Source organism: Taishania pollutisoli, from assembly GCF_014518315.1.
GTDB lineage: Bacteria > Bacteroidota > Bacteroidia > Flavobacteriales_D > Crocinitomicaceae > Taishania > Taishania pollutisoli.
The window spans coordinates 21,166-35,393 of sequence record NZ_JACVEL010000017.1 but is presented as its reverse complement, the minus strand read 5'-3'; the positions used below and the strand labels follow the sequence as shown (position 1 = coordinate 35,393).

The window sequence follows — 14,228 nt, the reverse complement described above, 5'->3', positions numbered from 1 at the left end:
GTCACGGTTCATCCGATGCCGGACGCAACGACTGCAGGAACAGTTGTCGTATGTCAGCAGGACGGAGCACCTGTGATTACATTTACGGGAACCAACAGTTCCGGTGAGTATACATTTACATACAATCTGAATGGAGGAGCCGACCAGACGCTGACAACCAGCGGAACAAACAGTGCAACAGTCACTGTTCCGACAACAACTGCAGGAACGTTTACGTATGAACTCCTGAATGTATCAGACCCTGCAACGGGCTGTAACCAGGATGTGAATGAATCACAAATGGTAACCGTGAACCCGCTTCCAACCGCAACGATCGCAGGAACGACAACCGTTTGCCAGGGAGATGCCGCTCAGACGATCACATTCACGGGAGCCAATGGTTCCTCTGATTATCAGTTTACATACAGTTTAAATGGTGGAGCAAGCCAGACGATTACTACAAGCGGATCAAATACGGTAACGATCACCGTTCCGACAACCACATCGGGAACGTTTACATATGCATTACAATCTGTTTCGGATATCACGACAGGATGTGGCCAGCCTCAAACGGGAACAGCTGCGGTCACGGTTCATCCGATGCCGGACGCAACGACTGCAGGAACAGTTGTCGTATGTCAGCAGGACGGAGCACCTGTGATTACATTTACGGGAACCAACAGTTCCGGTGAGTATACATTTACATACAATCTGAATGGAGGAGCCGACCAGACGCTGACAACCAGCGGAACAAACAGTGCAACAGTCACTGTTCCGACAACAACTGCAGGAACGTTTACGTATGAACTCCTGAATGTATCAGACCCTGCAACGGGCTGTAACCAGAATGTGAATGAATCACAAATGGTAACCGTGAACCCGCTTCCAACCGCAACGATCGCAGGAACGACAACGGTGTGTCAGGGAGATGCCGCTCAGACGATCACATTCACGGGAGCCAATGGTTCCTCTGATTATCAGTTTACATACAGTTTAAATGGTGGAGCAAGCCAGACGATTACTACATCAGGGTCAAATACGGTAACGATCACTGTTCCGACAACCACAGCGGGAACGTTTACATATGCATTACAATCCGTTTCGGATATCACGACAGGATGTGGCCAGCCGCAAACGGGAACAGTCGCAGTCACGGTTCATCCGATGCCGGACGCATCAAGTGCAGGATCAACTACTGTTTGTCAGGATGAAACAGCTCCGGTACTTACATTTACGGGAACCAACAGTTCTGGTGAATATACGTTCACATATACGATCAATGGCGGAGTGCCACAAACAGTAACAACATCTGGTTCTTCCAGTGCAAATGTGACGCAATCAACTGCTGTTCCGGGAACATATGTTTATGAATTAATTAACGTATCTGATCCGGCAACGGGATGTAACAGGGGAATTAGTCATACTGAGACGATTGTTATCAGACAGTTGCCTGTAGCAGCTATTTCGTTACCTGTTGAAGCTTGTTTTCAGGACAATGTATTGCCTCAAGTTCAATTCTCCGGAACAAACGGAGACACTCCCTATACATTTACTTATAATGTAAACGGTGGAGCAGATCAATACGCGACTTCAACCGGTTCGGTTGTAACACTTCAGGTTCCAACGAATGTAGTAGGTGAATTTATTTATACCATTACGCATATCGGGGAGGGAAGTGTGTACGGATGTCAGCAAACGCAGGATATAGCAACGATGGTTACCATTCATGCTTTACCGGTTGTGTCAGCAGGAACTGATTTTTCTGTATGTGCAGGACAACCGGTTACGTTATCAGGTTCCGGAGCGGCAACTTATGCATGGAACAATGGTGTTACCAATGGTGTACCGTTCACACCTGCGGGTACTGCAACTTATACCGTTCAAGGTACAGATATCCATGGATGCCAAAACTCAGATCAGGTAATTGTTACAGTCGTTCCGATTCCTGTTGTTGATATAGAAGGACAAAACTTATACGGATGTAATCCGGTTACGCCTACGTTTACGAATCATTCAACGGGAAATCTTACGAATTGTACCTGGTATTTTGAAAACGGAGATGTCGTTGAGGGATGCGGAACGGTTTCTACGGTATTTGATCAACCGGGCTGTTATGATGTAACATTGGTTGTGAGTACGCCGGAAGGTTGTTCAAATACCCTGACACTGACTGATTATGTGTGCGTAGAGCCACAGCCGATTGCAAGCTTCTACCCGAACCCGGATCAATTAACTTCATACAATTCGGAATCACAAATGGTAAATGAAACCTTGTATGCAGATTCATATTTCTGGACGTTCGGAGACGGATCGTCACCTTCTACTGCACATTCTCCTGTACATGAATTTCCAAATGGTTCAACTGCTACCTATACGATCATGCTGGTAGCTTCTTCGAATGCAGGATGTGTTGATACAGCATATGCAGATGTTTCTGTGAAAGAGGAGTTATTGTTTTATATACCAAACACATTTACACCGGATGGTGATCAATACAACAATGTGTTCACACCGGTTTTCACGTACGGATATGATCCATACGATTACACGTTGTTGATTTTTAATCGATGGGGAGAATTAATCTTTGAATCACATGATGCATCAATCGGATGGGCCGGAACATATGGCGCAGACGGATATATTTGTCAGGAAGGAACCTATACATGGAAAATAGAAGTAAAAACTGCCGCAACAGATGAACGGAAATCATTTGTAGGGCATGTCAATATTTTAAGGTAGTTGCCGTTCCGGTAAAAGATCAGAAAGAACCTCTCATGAATTTCGGGAGGTTCTTTTTGTTTTGGAAAGACCAAAGGACCGGCTTTAAAATGTATATTTGTGGAAATATTTAATTATAAAAAGTGAAAATATCAGCATCTGTATACAGTGACAAATCCCGTTCATTAAAAGAAGTCATAGAAGATTTGGTCAATCACCAGGTTGATATGCTACACGTGGATTGTAATGATGATGTATCTGTATTTGATGATATTGAACAAATACGTACATGGTGTGATTTACCGATCGATTTACACATTATAACAGAAACTCCTTCTAAGTATTATGCACTTTTGGAGCAACATCCCGTAGAATACATTACCTTTCAGTATGAAGACCTGAAAGAGCCGTTGAATATTCCTGAAACTATAACCGGGAAAAAGGGACTGGCGGTTATTACACCAACTTCTGTAGACGTATTTGAAGCATACGCTCATTTCGACTTTATACTGATCATGGCAACGGTTCCGGGACAAAGCGGAGGTGTTTTTGACAAAACAAACTTTGATAAAATCCGGAAATTCAGAAAACAGTTTCCTGTAAAATCCATACATGTTGACGGTGGAGTAAATGGGGAAGTATCATTTATTCTCCGAAATATGGGGGTAACATCATCTGTCAGCGGGTCTTATTTATTCAAGGGGCCAAGTGTAGGACATCAATTGATGAACCTGACCAAACGAAAAATTGAATCAGCATATATTGTTGAGGATTTCATGACTCCGTTGGAAGAATGTCCGTTTGTATATTTGTCGGAATTAACGATCAACAATATTCTTACATCCATTGAACGGGGAAGTGTTGGTTTTACATTGGTTTTAGATGAATTTCATGGTTTTAAAGGATTAATATCAAATGCAGATGTCAGAAAAGCACTGATGAAAAACCTGGCGGATCTGAATCAGGTGGAACCTGTTGAGATGATCAATACGACTCCGATCACCATCAATGGAAATGCAACGGTTGTAGAAATGCTCAAAACGGTTAAAAACAGCCCGTTTACTGTGTCATACCTTCCTGTTGTTGATGCTGACAGAAAAGCATTGGGGATTGTTAATTTTGCTAATTTGGTCAAAGCAGAGCTATAAACAGATCCCTCTTTTTTTGTGATCTCTCTTTATTTCCATACGAAAAAGTATCTTTGTTCGTTAATGAATCTATATTTTTGATCCTTGTTCGATTACTTTTAAACAGAAGTTCGGGTAACATCATTAATTACAGACGAACGTCCTTTATTTTTTACCAGAGGAATTATACGATATCTTTTCAGGAATTGTAAATACTCTAAGGATTTCGTACATTTGTGGGTCTCATTAAAAAAAGAGGATGATTTTACACTTGAAAGCTGGCGTTAATGCACAGCGAATAAATGAATTAACGACAGAATTAAAGGCATTTCATATCCGTTACCAGGAAAAAGATGTATTGATTACGGGAGCGGGAATGAAAACGATTCCGGTTGCTATCGAAAAAGAAGTAGAGAAATTCTGGGCGTTTGATTCAGACATTCAGCTGGCATCCACTATTTATCAGAAAGAAAAGAGAACAGTTCAGTTGGGAGATGTCGTGATCGGCGGAACGACTAATCATACTGTTTTAATCGGCGGACCATGCTCGGTAGAATCGGAAGAACAAATCCGGTCTGCTTCTGAACTCCTGAAATCATTAAATTTATCGGTGTTACGAGGGGGATGTTATAAACCAAGAACCAGCCCGTATTCATTTCAGGGAATGGGACTGGAAGGGTTGAAATTGCTCGCAAAAATGCGGGAAGAATATGGTCTTGCGGTTATTACGGAAGCCAGGGATGCGACGCATATTGATGAAATTATCGAATACACGGATATCATCCAGGTCGGAGCGAAAGCGATGTATGATCAGGGGATTTTACGGGCATGTGCAAAGACAGATAAACCGGTATTAATCAAGCGCGGTTTCGGAACAACTTTACAGGAGTTTGTTCAGGCATCTGAGTTTGTGCTTTCCGGAGGTAATCCGAACGTTGTATTGTGTGAACGCGGTATCCGTACGTTTGAAACAAAAACCCGTTTTACGCTTGATTTATGTGGAGTTGCATGGTTACAGGAATACACAAATTTACCGGTAATCCTTGATCCATCGCATGCAATGGGGTATGCGTACGGCGTTGCTCCGCTGGCTAAAGCGTGTACAGCAATGGGAGTAGATGGTTTACTCATCGAAGCACATCCCAATCCGAAGGTAGCGAAATCAGATGCATCCCAGCAATTGAATTATGAAGAATTTACAGCGTTGAAGCGAGACCTGGAAACTGTGGCCGGCGCTGTCGGATATAAAATTGTATAACAAAGATGTTTTTAGAAGGAAATATAAAGGGCCTTTGTGCGAAATTCGGAATCGATCATGTGGCGTTTCTCTCCGACCTGGGAGTAGAAAACCCGCAGGAATTATCGGTCTTTGATTTACGGGCAATTGCAGAAGAATATGATGTGGATTTGTATACATTATTGTTCAAACCGTTATTTCCTTTAGCACATTTACAACAGAAGTTAACCAACATTAAATTACTGGTGCTGGATGTTGACGGAGTCATGACCGACGGGGGCATGTACTTCACAGAAACCGGCGATCAGTTCAAAAAGTTCAACACAAAAGACGGAATGGCAATCCTTCACCTCTCCAAAAATAATTTTCAACTCGCCATTATTTCGTCAGGATTTGTTTCAAATACAGTAAAGGCAAGAGCTGAAATGTTAGGAATACAGCATTGCGTTGTAACAAGAGAAAGCAAATTAACAGTGCTCAACAGAATACTCGAAGAACTCCGGTTGGATGTTTCACAGGTAGCCATTATCGGAGATGACATCAATGATCTGGAGGTTATGAAGACAGTTGCTATCGCGGCTTGCCCGAGAGATGCAGTTCAGGAAGTGAAGCAACACGCCCATATTGTATTGCAGACAGATGGTGGAAAGGGGTGTGTTCGGGAATTTATTGACACATATTTACCTAAAATTTAAACGGATTATCTGAAAAGGTAACCTACGAGCTAGAAAATGAAACAGGTTAGATTAGGAATTATCAGAGAAGGGAAGGTACCGAATGATCATCGGGTTCCGTTGACTCCCAAACAATGTAAAACAGTAGAAGCACAGTACCCCGAAGTGAAAATTGTGGTTCAGCCAAGCGCTATTCGTTGCTTTAAAGACGAAGAATATGAAGCACAAGGAATTGAAATCAATGAAGATTTAACTTCATGTGACATTATTATCGGAGTAAAGGAAGTGAATCTGGAAGATTTGATTCCCGAAAAGAAATTTATGTTTTTTTCACATACAATCAAAAAACAACCGTATAATCAGAAATTACTGCGCGCAATTCTGGATAAAAAAATCCAGTTGATTGATTATGAGGTGTTGAAAGACAAATTTGATAAACGCATTATCGGATTTGGAAGGTATGCCGGAATTGTCGGTTGTTATAACGGCTTCAGAACGCTCGGGCTTAAACTGGGGATGTATGAACTAAAACCGGCTAATCAATGTGCCAACCGTAAAGAAATGGAAGGAGAGCTGAGTAAAGTTGTTCTGCCTTCGGATGCAAGAGTCGTATTGACAGGATGGGGAAGGGTAGGAAACGGTGCCAGGGAAGTGATTGATTTGCTCCCGATCAAAGAAGTTGCGCCTTCTGAATTTCTGAACAAACAATTTGACGAACCGATTTATACGCACCTGGATATTGAAGATTATTACGTACCGAAGGATGGAAGTGAATTCGACAAAGGGGAGTTTTACACCCATCCGGAAAAATATACAGCCGTGTTGGAGCAGTTCATTGAAAAAGGGACACTGATGTACATTCCGTGTCATTTCTGGAGTAGTAAATCACCATTTTTGCTGACAAAAGAATGTTTGAGAAAGGAAGGATTGAAATTGAAAGTAGTTGCTGATATTTCATGTGATATCGCCGGTCCGATCGCTTGTACCATTCGCTCCAGTAAGATTGCCGATCCGGTTTATGGATACGACCCGGTTTCGGAAGCGGAAACAGATTTTATGAACGAAGGAGCAATTGCAGTAATGGCGATTGATAATTTACCGTGCGAACTACCGAAAGACGCCTCAGAAGATTTTGGAAATGAACTGATCAAAAATGTTTTCCCGCCACTGTTCAGAGAAGACCCGGACAGGGTGATTGAACGAGGATCAGAAACAGACTTGCAGGGAAGATTGATGCCGGGCTTTAACTATTTAAGCGATTATGCTAACGAATTAGACATCGTATGACATTGGAAAAGGGAAATAAAAAGACGATCCGGGGCTGGATTTTCTACGATTGGGCAAATTCAGTATATAACCTGGTAATATCATCTGCAATATTTCCTATTTTTTATGATACGGTTACAACACAGGCATTTTTACGTCACTACAATCAACAGCACGGATTACAGCTGGAAGAAGTACCGGAAGGAGTGAATGTGGTCGTCGATTTCTTCGGAACGCAGCTTTCTCCCTCTGTTTTAATGTCCTTTACCTTATCGTTTTCATTTCTCATCGTCTCTATTTTGTCACCGATGCTTTCCGGAGTTGCCGATCTGACGGGAAGCAAGAAGAAATTCATGAAGTTTTTCTGCTACCTGGGAGCATTTTCCTGCATTTCCCTTTATTGGTTCGGACAAGCTCCACTGGAGGTTGGAATGTTGTCTGTATTTTTGGCAAGTATCGGGTTTTGGAACAGTTTGGTATTCTATAATGCATTCCTACCCGAAATCGCAGCACCCGAAGACCACGACCGGATATCTGCCAGCGGTTATACAATGGGATACCTGGGGAGTATGTTGTTGCTGATCGTTTGCCTGGGAATTGTTATGGGAATCGGAAAAGAATACACCAATGTCAGTTTCATCCTCGTCGGAGTCTGGTGGATCGGTTTCAGCCAGATCACTTACCGTGTTTTGCCAAACAACGTGTACAACAGACCGAAATCCTCCCGGGTTTTAATGAACGGATTCCGGGAATTAAAGAAAGTATTGAAAGAGTTTAGAACCCAACCGAAGCTAAAGCGTTTTTTGAATTCATTTTTCTTTTTCAATACAGGGGTTCAAACCGTAATGCTCATGGCTGTTTTGTATGCCAAACGAGAGATTTTTGCAGGTAAGTATGAAGATCAGGCGACAACGGGTTTGATTATCGCCATTCTGCTGATCCAGTTATTGGGAGCTTTGGGGGCATTTTTGCTCTCCAGGATTTCGACAGTAGTAGGAAACGTTCGATCCTTGCTGATTGTCGTTGCAGTATGGATTCCGCTGTGTGTAAGTGCTTATTTCCTGAAAACACCGTTCGGGTTTTATATTCTGGCGGCAGGAGTGGGACTTGTAATGGGAGGTACGCAAGCTTTATCCCGGTCAACGTATTCTAAATTTCTCCCTGAAACAGAAGACCACGCTTCTTATTTTTCCTTTTATGATGTTACTGAAAAGGTTGGAATTGTATTCGGAACATTCTTCTTCGGACTGATGGAGTACCTGACAAATGACATGCGTTCTTCTATTTTGTCTGTCATTTTCTTCTTCGCAATGGGGTGGTTGTTGCTATTATTTGTTCCGAGAGACAGAACCGGACGAAAGTCGGATTATGACGAGCAATTGACAACCGATAACCAGACACTCGACTATTTTAAATAAATTTGTTGTATGGAAGAGGTGTTGCGTATCAAAAATATGGTTTGCGACCGCTGTATCATGGCGGTAAAATCGGAATTGGAAAAATTGGATATCGAACCTTTATCAGTTACCCTGGGAGAAGTAAAGGTAGCGGGTATAATCAGCGATGCTCAAAAAGAAGTACTTGGAACAAACCTCGAAAAGATTGGTTTTGAACTGATCGGTGATAAAAAACACCAGTTGATCGAGCGGGTAAAAAACATTATCATTGAGTTGGTACATCATAAACACACGTACCTGACAATTAATTTGTCCGATTACCTGAGTGAACAAATTGAGTTGGATTACAGTTACATCAGCAAATTATTTTCTGAAACAGAGCACACGACGATTGAAAAATTTGTCATTGCTCAAAAGATCGAACGTGTGAAAGAATTGATCAGTTACAATGAATTGACACTGAGTGAAATTGCAGATCATTTGCATTATTCCAGCGTCGCGCATTTGAGTGGACAATTTAAAAAGATCACCGGAATGACACCGTCTGAATACAAAAACGGGGGAGGGAAAGACCGAAAACCACTGAATGAGGTTTAGTTTTCAACCTGGTCGGAGGTATTGACTTGTTGTTTTTTACGTTGTACTTTCTCTGCAGGTGTCGGTTTCTGTTGCCAGTCATTTGCGTATGGTCGAACCAACGTTGATTGATTGACCGAATCGGCTGTCAGTTTGCCGTCCATATAATCGGCCAGCAGTCGAAAAGCAAGTTTATTTTCCTTTTTCAATACCAGTAATGTAGAATTCATCGCAGCCCTTACAGCTACTGGAATTCCTCCTCCGAGTTCTGCCCAGTGACCACTTAAAAATACATTGGAAACAGGTGTTTTATAGTGTGCAACTTTTGCCTGCATGTTTGATTTTCCCGGTCGGGCGCCCATCATTGTGCCATTTCTGTTTCCGGTATATCGCTGATGTGTAATCGGTGTTGCAATATCCAGGTAAACGATATGTGAGCGTAAATCAATGTTTAGTTCCCGTTCAAGCCGTTCGATCAGTATATCCGCGACCTTTTGCTTGGTGTCCTTGTAGTCGGTGCCACGTTTATAATTTCCTTTTGCATCCAGTGTCGTTCCCCAATTTTCGTATTGTTCAATAAATGACGGAATGAAAATCGTCAGCGTTCCTTTTCCTTCAGGCGCAAGGGATTTGTCTCTTACGGATCCGGAAATAACATGTATGCCACTGGTTTCAGGATCGCCGTTCCCTAATTTATTTCGGTTTAATGTTGCGTCGGCAATGTACAGGATTTCTTCTCCGAACCCTAATTCTTCTCCCGTACAATCAAGCGCCAATGACAGTGTAAAGGCCGAAGCATAGAGTTCCGCGTTATCCAGTCGTTTGAGCAAATCCGGATGAGCAATCCCTTGCGGTAGGTATTTTTCATAGAGGTTCTTCACATCGCAGGCGGCAATGATGTATTTTCCTTCCACCTTGTAAAGTTGTCCCCTGTTTTCATATTCTACACCGGTTGCCACCCCGTTTTCAATGCTAATTCTGGAGACCCTGGATTTAAACCGGATATCGTTTTGATAGGTGCGAGATACATACTCCAACCATTCTGCAAACGTTTGACTTCCACCGGGAGGAGGTGTCTGATAATCTTGTATATAGGTCCATGCAATGGGAATCAGGCAGGAGAGTAAATCAGGTTCCGATCCGAACAGTTCAAGGAGTTTCGGATGAGTGAAATACCGTTTTAATCCTTTTTTTACCCCCTCTTCTCCGGAAAAACGAACATGAGGAATGAAGGGAATCACAAAGCGAAGCATTTGGATGCCGCGTTTCATTTTTTCCCAGATATTCATGGTTGACATGTTCCGGTTGATGAACCGGAAATTTTCAAATGAAGTACCAATTCTTCTGGCATCCCTGAAAAATCGCTCAATTCCGTTGTAATCTTCCGGGAAATCCTGCTGGAGTTGCCGTTTGAATGCATCCACATCTGTTGTTACCAGGTAATCGTACTCATTGACATGGTAACGCCGTATCTTGTGTTGAACAGCAGCTTTTGGAAAATCGTTACCGATAAATGAAAATGCCTGCGTAACCAATCCGTTTTTTCCACACTGATTCAGCCAGTGTATTGCAGAATCAAACCGGTAGTCAAGCCGGTTAAAGCCGGCGATGTATCCTCCCGGACGTGCATCCATTTCAAGGACGCACACACTGTATCCCAATCGTCCAAATAAAGCAGCAGACATTAAGCCGCTGACTCCGGCTCCGATAATGATGATGTCGTACTTTGTATGTGAATGGTTGTCCAACGCTAAGATTTTGCGTGTAAAAATAGTGATTATTTGAATTACAGGAAGATTAAGTGGAATTTAAGTTGAGAAGTGTTAAAACAAAAAACTACCTGAAAACAATAGGGAGTAAATCCTTTGTTTTCAAGTAGTTTAAAGATGTCTCGTTTATTTTTTTTCGAAATGAAGAGAAACCGAATTGGCGCAATACCTCAAGCCGGTAGCTGTCGGCCCGTCGTTGAATACGTGTCCCAGGTGGCCCCCGCAATTTTTACAGGTAATTTCGGTACGAATCATACCATGCGTATAATCGGGAGTTTCATCAATCGTACCGGGGATTGCATCATCAAAACTCGGCCATCCGCACCCGGATTGGAATTTTTGTTCACTGGTGAACAAAAGAGCTCCACATCCGGAACACTGATACGTTCCTTCTTCATAGAAATCGTTGTATTTTCCAGAGAAAGGACGTTCTGTACCCTTTTCCAAAAGAACATAGACCTGTTCAGTGGTATAATGCGAATGTTCTGGTTTTTTCTTTTGCATTGGATTATTTTTTCTTTCCGGTAACGGTTTTTTCTTCGCCGCTAATTACTTCTCCGCCATCTTTTATTTCTTCTTTTACCTTATTATAGTTCTGTTTTGCAGAATTGTCAACCGTTTTTGTAGAATTATCAAGCGTTTTTCCTGAATTTTCAAATGGGCTTGGAGCTTTTGTTTCCGTTTTTCCGCTATTAGAAGTCGTTTTCTTAGCATCTGTTTTGACTTCTTCTACTTTTTCTTCTACTTGCTCTACAACCTCTCCGGTTTTATCTTCAATGGTTTCTGTAACGTCTTCTATTTTTTCTTCTACTACAGGCTCTTCACTTTTTGAACCACAGCTAACAGCAAACATTGCAGTTAAAGCAAACACAGATAAAAATTTCATTTTCATATTATAGACAATTTAGTAAATACTATCACAATAATATAAAAAAATAAAATACAACAAGTTCTTAGGGCATTAAAAACTGTTAATCAGACATGACAAATCTGGTATGGAGTTATAACAAGATTAAGAGGGACATCATCCCGGAAAATATCTTCTATTGCATCAATCCCTTCAAAAAAAGAAAGGCCGACAAAGAGACAGTCAGGGCGGCAGGTGGAGAGAAAACGATCATAAAATCCTTTTCCGTATCCCACGCGATAGCCTTTCTTGTCAAAGCAAAGAAGCGGGACGAGTACAATATCTATTTCTTCCGCAGAAACAAGTGTACCCCTGACAGGTTCCGGGATTCCATACTCGCTTACAACAAGCTGTTCCGGATTTTCATACAGGTAATGGAACATGTTATTGGCTTGAAAATCCGCTACAGGTAATGCAACGCGATAATTGAGTTCGTGGCGCTTATCCAGAATCGGATAGGTATCAATTTCTCGTTTTTCCCGGATGGGGAGAAATACACTGATGGTTTTGCCATTGAAATCAACAGTTTTCAGTAAGGTATCCAGTATGACTCCCGACAGATGTTCAATTTCAACGGCTGAAAGTTGTTTTCTTTTTTCGGTATATAGTTTTCTGCACTCAGCTTTGGTCATAGTCCCGGGAACATATTCCTTGCGGAACTCATTACTTCCTGCTCATTGATTTTATTTGCATTTTCCAATGCACGCTCTAACGCCACGCTGAATAAATCTTCGAGGTCTTCTTTGGACATTTGCGTATGGTCTGCGTTGATACTAATTGATTTAAAATTCCGGTTACCGGTTAACTCAATACGCATCAATCCGCCTCCGGCTTCTCCCTCGACACTAATTGTATCCAGTCGTTTTTTACTCTCTTCTGCAAGACCTTTCATTGCATTGAGTTTATCCATCATTCCTGATCCAAACATGCTGTTTTAATTTTGAATATTGAATACGGAATTTTGAATGACAGTGATTAGACAAAATTCCGTATTCAAAATTGTACGATTATCTGATACTGTAATTTGGTGCTTCCCGGCTGATTGTTACATTGTGTGGGTGTGATTCACGCATTCCCGCACTGGTAATGCGAACAAATTTAGCACCTTTGAGTTGGTCGATTGTCGGAGCCCCGCAATATCCCATTCCAGCTCTTAATCCACCAATGATCTGGTGCATTACTTCGTATAGATTTCCTTTGTAAGGAACTCTTCCTGAAATTCCTTCCGGAACAAGTTTTTTGATGTCGTCTTCGGCATCCTGGAAATAACGATCCTTCGAACCTTTTTGCATGGCTTCCAATGATCCCATTCCACGGTATGACTTGAATTTTCTTCCTTCAAAAATGATTGTTTCTCCCGGAGACTCTTCCACTCCGGCCAACATGGATCCGACCATAACTGTATCGGCTCCGGCAGCAATTGCTTTTACAATATCTCCCGTGTAACGAATTCCTCCGTCTGCAATCACCGGTACTCCTGTTCCTTCCAGTGCCATTGCAACATCGTTCACAGCAGATAATTGAGGAACACCGACTCCGGCAATGATGCGTGTTGTACAGATCGATCCTGGCCCGATTCCTACTTTTACGGCGTCGGCACCTGCTTCCGCGAGGTATTTTGCTGCTTCAGGTGTAGCAATGTTTCCAACAATCACATCCAGTTTTGGAAAGCGGGATTTTACTTCTTTTAATTTGTCAATAACTCCTTTTGTGTGTCCGTGTGCAGTGTCAATGACAATGGCGTCAACACCAGCCTCGTACAAGGCAGCAACGCGGTCAATTGTATCGTGTGTTACTCCTACAGCTGCGGCAACCCGTAATCTTCCGAATGAGTCTTTGCATGAATTCGGGTGTGTTTTTACTTTTATAATGTCGCGGTACGTGATGAGTCCGATCAATTTATTATTTGCATCGACAACCGGCAGCTTTTCAATTTTATTTTCCTGAAGAATGCCTTCCGCTGTAATTAAATCCGTTCCGTCCTTGATTGTGACCAGGTTCTGACTGGTCATCACTTCTGTGATCGGGCGGGCAGTTTGTTTTTCAAATCGCAAATCTCTGTTGGTAACAATTCCTTTTAACAGACCATTGTCATCTACAACAGGAATTCCTCCGATTTTAAATTCTTTCATCAAATCGAGTGCATCACCAACCGTGCATTTTTCACTCAAAGTAACCGGATCCAGAATCATTCCGCTTTCTGAACGTTTTACTTTGCGGACTTCCAGCGCCTGAGCTTCGATGGTCATGTTTTTATGGATGACACCAATTCCTCCCTGCTGGGCAATTGCAATTGCTAACTGAGATTCTGTTACTGTATCCATGGCTGCGGAAACAACCGGTGAAAATACTTCTATGTTGCGTGTGAATTTACTTTTTAACTGAACATCTCTGGGTAATACTTCTGAGTAGGCTGGTACTAAAAGAACATCGTCGTAAGTTAAGCCTTCCTGGATGTTAAGAACGTTTGAAAGTGACATTGTGAACCTATTTTTTACAATAAAATTCTTGCAAATGTAAGCATAAAAAGTTGTTTTTACACCATGTGTTTTTATTTTTTTGCAGGTAAATCGTGTTA

At 42.0% G+C, this 14,228-nt stretch carries 13 protein-coding genes; 7 read left to right on the top strand and 6 right to left on the bottom strand.

What is annotated here, in order from left to right; genetic code table 11:
* From H9Y05_RS15420 to H9Y05_RS15390, 7 genes are all read left to right on the top strand, one after another.
* Positions 1–2,718: PKD domain-containing protein (locus H9Y05_RS15420; RefSeq protein ID WP_216714786.1), on the top strand; the 2,718-nt coding region annotated here is incomplete at its 5' end.
* A gap of 122 nt (positions 2,719–2,840) precedes the next feature.
* A complete protein-coding gene (locus tag H9Y05_RS16575; RefSeq protein WP_163492967.1) occupies positions 2,841–3,845 on the top strand; it encodes a CBS domain-containing protein in 1,005 nt (334 codons plus the stop codon).
* 238 nt (positions 3,846–4,083) lie between these two features.
* Entirely contained in the window at positions 4,084–5,082 is a 999-nt protein-coding gene (gene aroF / locus H9Y05_RS15410) for a 3-deoxy-7-phosphoheptulonate synthase (RefSeq protein ID WP_163492968.1), read from the top strand.
* A gap of 5 nt (positions 5,083–5,087) precedes the next feature.
* Positions 5,088–5,756 carry a KdsC family phosphatase gene (locus tag H9Y05_RS15405; RefSeq protein ID WP_216714785.1) on the top strand — a complete coding sequence of 223 codons (669 nt, stop codon included), beginning with the start codon at positions 5,088–5,090 and terminating at the stop codon, positions 5,754–5,756.
* A 36-nt stretch (positions 5,757–5,792) separates the two neighbouring features.
* Positions 5,793–7,022: an NAD(P)-dependent oxidoreductase gene (locus tag H9Y05_RS15400; RefSeq protein WP_163492970.1), complete on the top strand. Its 1,230-nt coding sequence runs from the start codon at positions 5,793–5,795 to the stop codon at positions 7,020–7,022.
* Positions 7,019–8,419 (top strand): MFS transporter, encoded by a 1,401-nt coding sequence (locus H9Y05_RS15395; RefSeq protein WP_163492971.1) that lies wholly within the window; start codon positions 7,019–7,021, stop codon positions 8,417–8,419. The genes H9Y05_RS15400 and H9Y05_RS15395 overlap by 4 nt, the downstream gene beginning before the upstream one ends.
* Positions 8,420–8,428: 9 nt before the next feature.
* Positions 8,429–8,995 (top strand): helix-turn-helix domain-containing protein, encoded by a 567-nt coding sequence (locus H9Y05_RS15390; RefSeq protein WP_163492972.1) that lies wholly within the window; start codon positions 8,429–8,431, stop codon positions 8,993–8,995.
* Here the strand turns inward: H9Y05_RS15390 and H9Y05_RS15385 are convergent.
* The 6 genes from H9Y05_RS15385 to guaB form a co-directional block, all read right to left on the bottom strand.
* Complete coding sequence (locus H9Y05_RS15385) at positions 8,992–10,722, bottom strand: phytoene desaturase family protein (RefSeq protein WP_235992234.1); 1,731 nt, start codon at positions 10,720–10,722, stop codon at positions 8,992–8,994. The two genes, H9Y05_RS15390 and H9Y05_RS15385, sit on opposite strands and share 4 nt — an antisense overlap.
* A gap of 147 nt (positions 10,723–10,869) precedes the next feature.
* Positions 10,870–11,247: a peptide-methionine (R)-S-oxide reductase MsrB gene (gene msrB, locus H9Y05_RS15380; RefSeq protein WP_216714784.1), complete on the bottom strand. Its 378-nt coding sequence runs from the start codon at positions 11,245–11,247 to the stop codon at positions 10,870–10,872.
* Positions 11,248–11,251: 4 nt separating this feature from the next.
* Positions 11,252–11,635: a hypothetical protein gene (locus tag H9Y05_RS15375; protein WP_163492974.1), complete on the bottom strand. Its 384-nt coding sequence runs from the start codon at positions 11,633–11,635 to the stop codon at positions 11,252–11,254.
* Positions 11,636–11,718: 83 nt separating this feature from the next.
* Positions 11,719–12,282, bottom strand: a complete 564-nt coding sequence (locus H9Y05_RS15370; protein WP_163492975.1) for a 5-formyltetrahydrofolate cyclo-ligase — start codon at positions 12,280–12,282, stop codon at positions 11,719–11,721.
* Positions 12,279–12,578 carry a YbaB/EbfC family nucleoid-associated protein gene (locus tag H9Y05_RS15365; RefSeq protein WP_163492976.1) on the bottom strand — a complete coding sequence of 100 codons (300 nt, stop codon included), beginning with the start codon at positions 12,576–12,578 and terminating at the stop codon, positions 12,279–12,281. Before H9Y05_RS15365 ends, H9Y05_RS15370 begins: the two co-directional genes overlap by 4 nt.
* Before the next feature lie 79 nt (positions 12,579–12,657).
* Entirely contained in the window at positions 12,658–14,130 is a 1,473-nt protein-coding gene (gene guaB, locus H9Y05_RS15360) for an IMP dehydrogenase (protein WP_163492977.1), read from the bottom strand.
* Positions 14,131–14,228 lie beyond the last annotated feature (98 nt).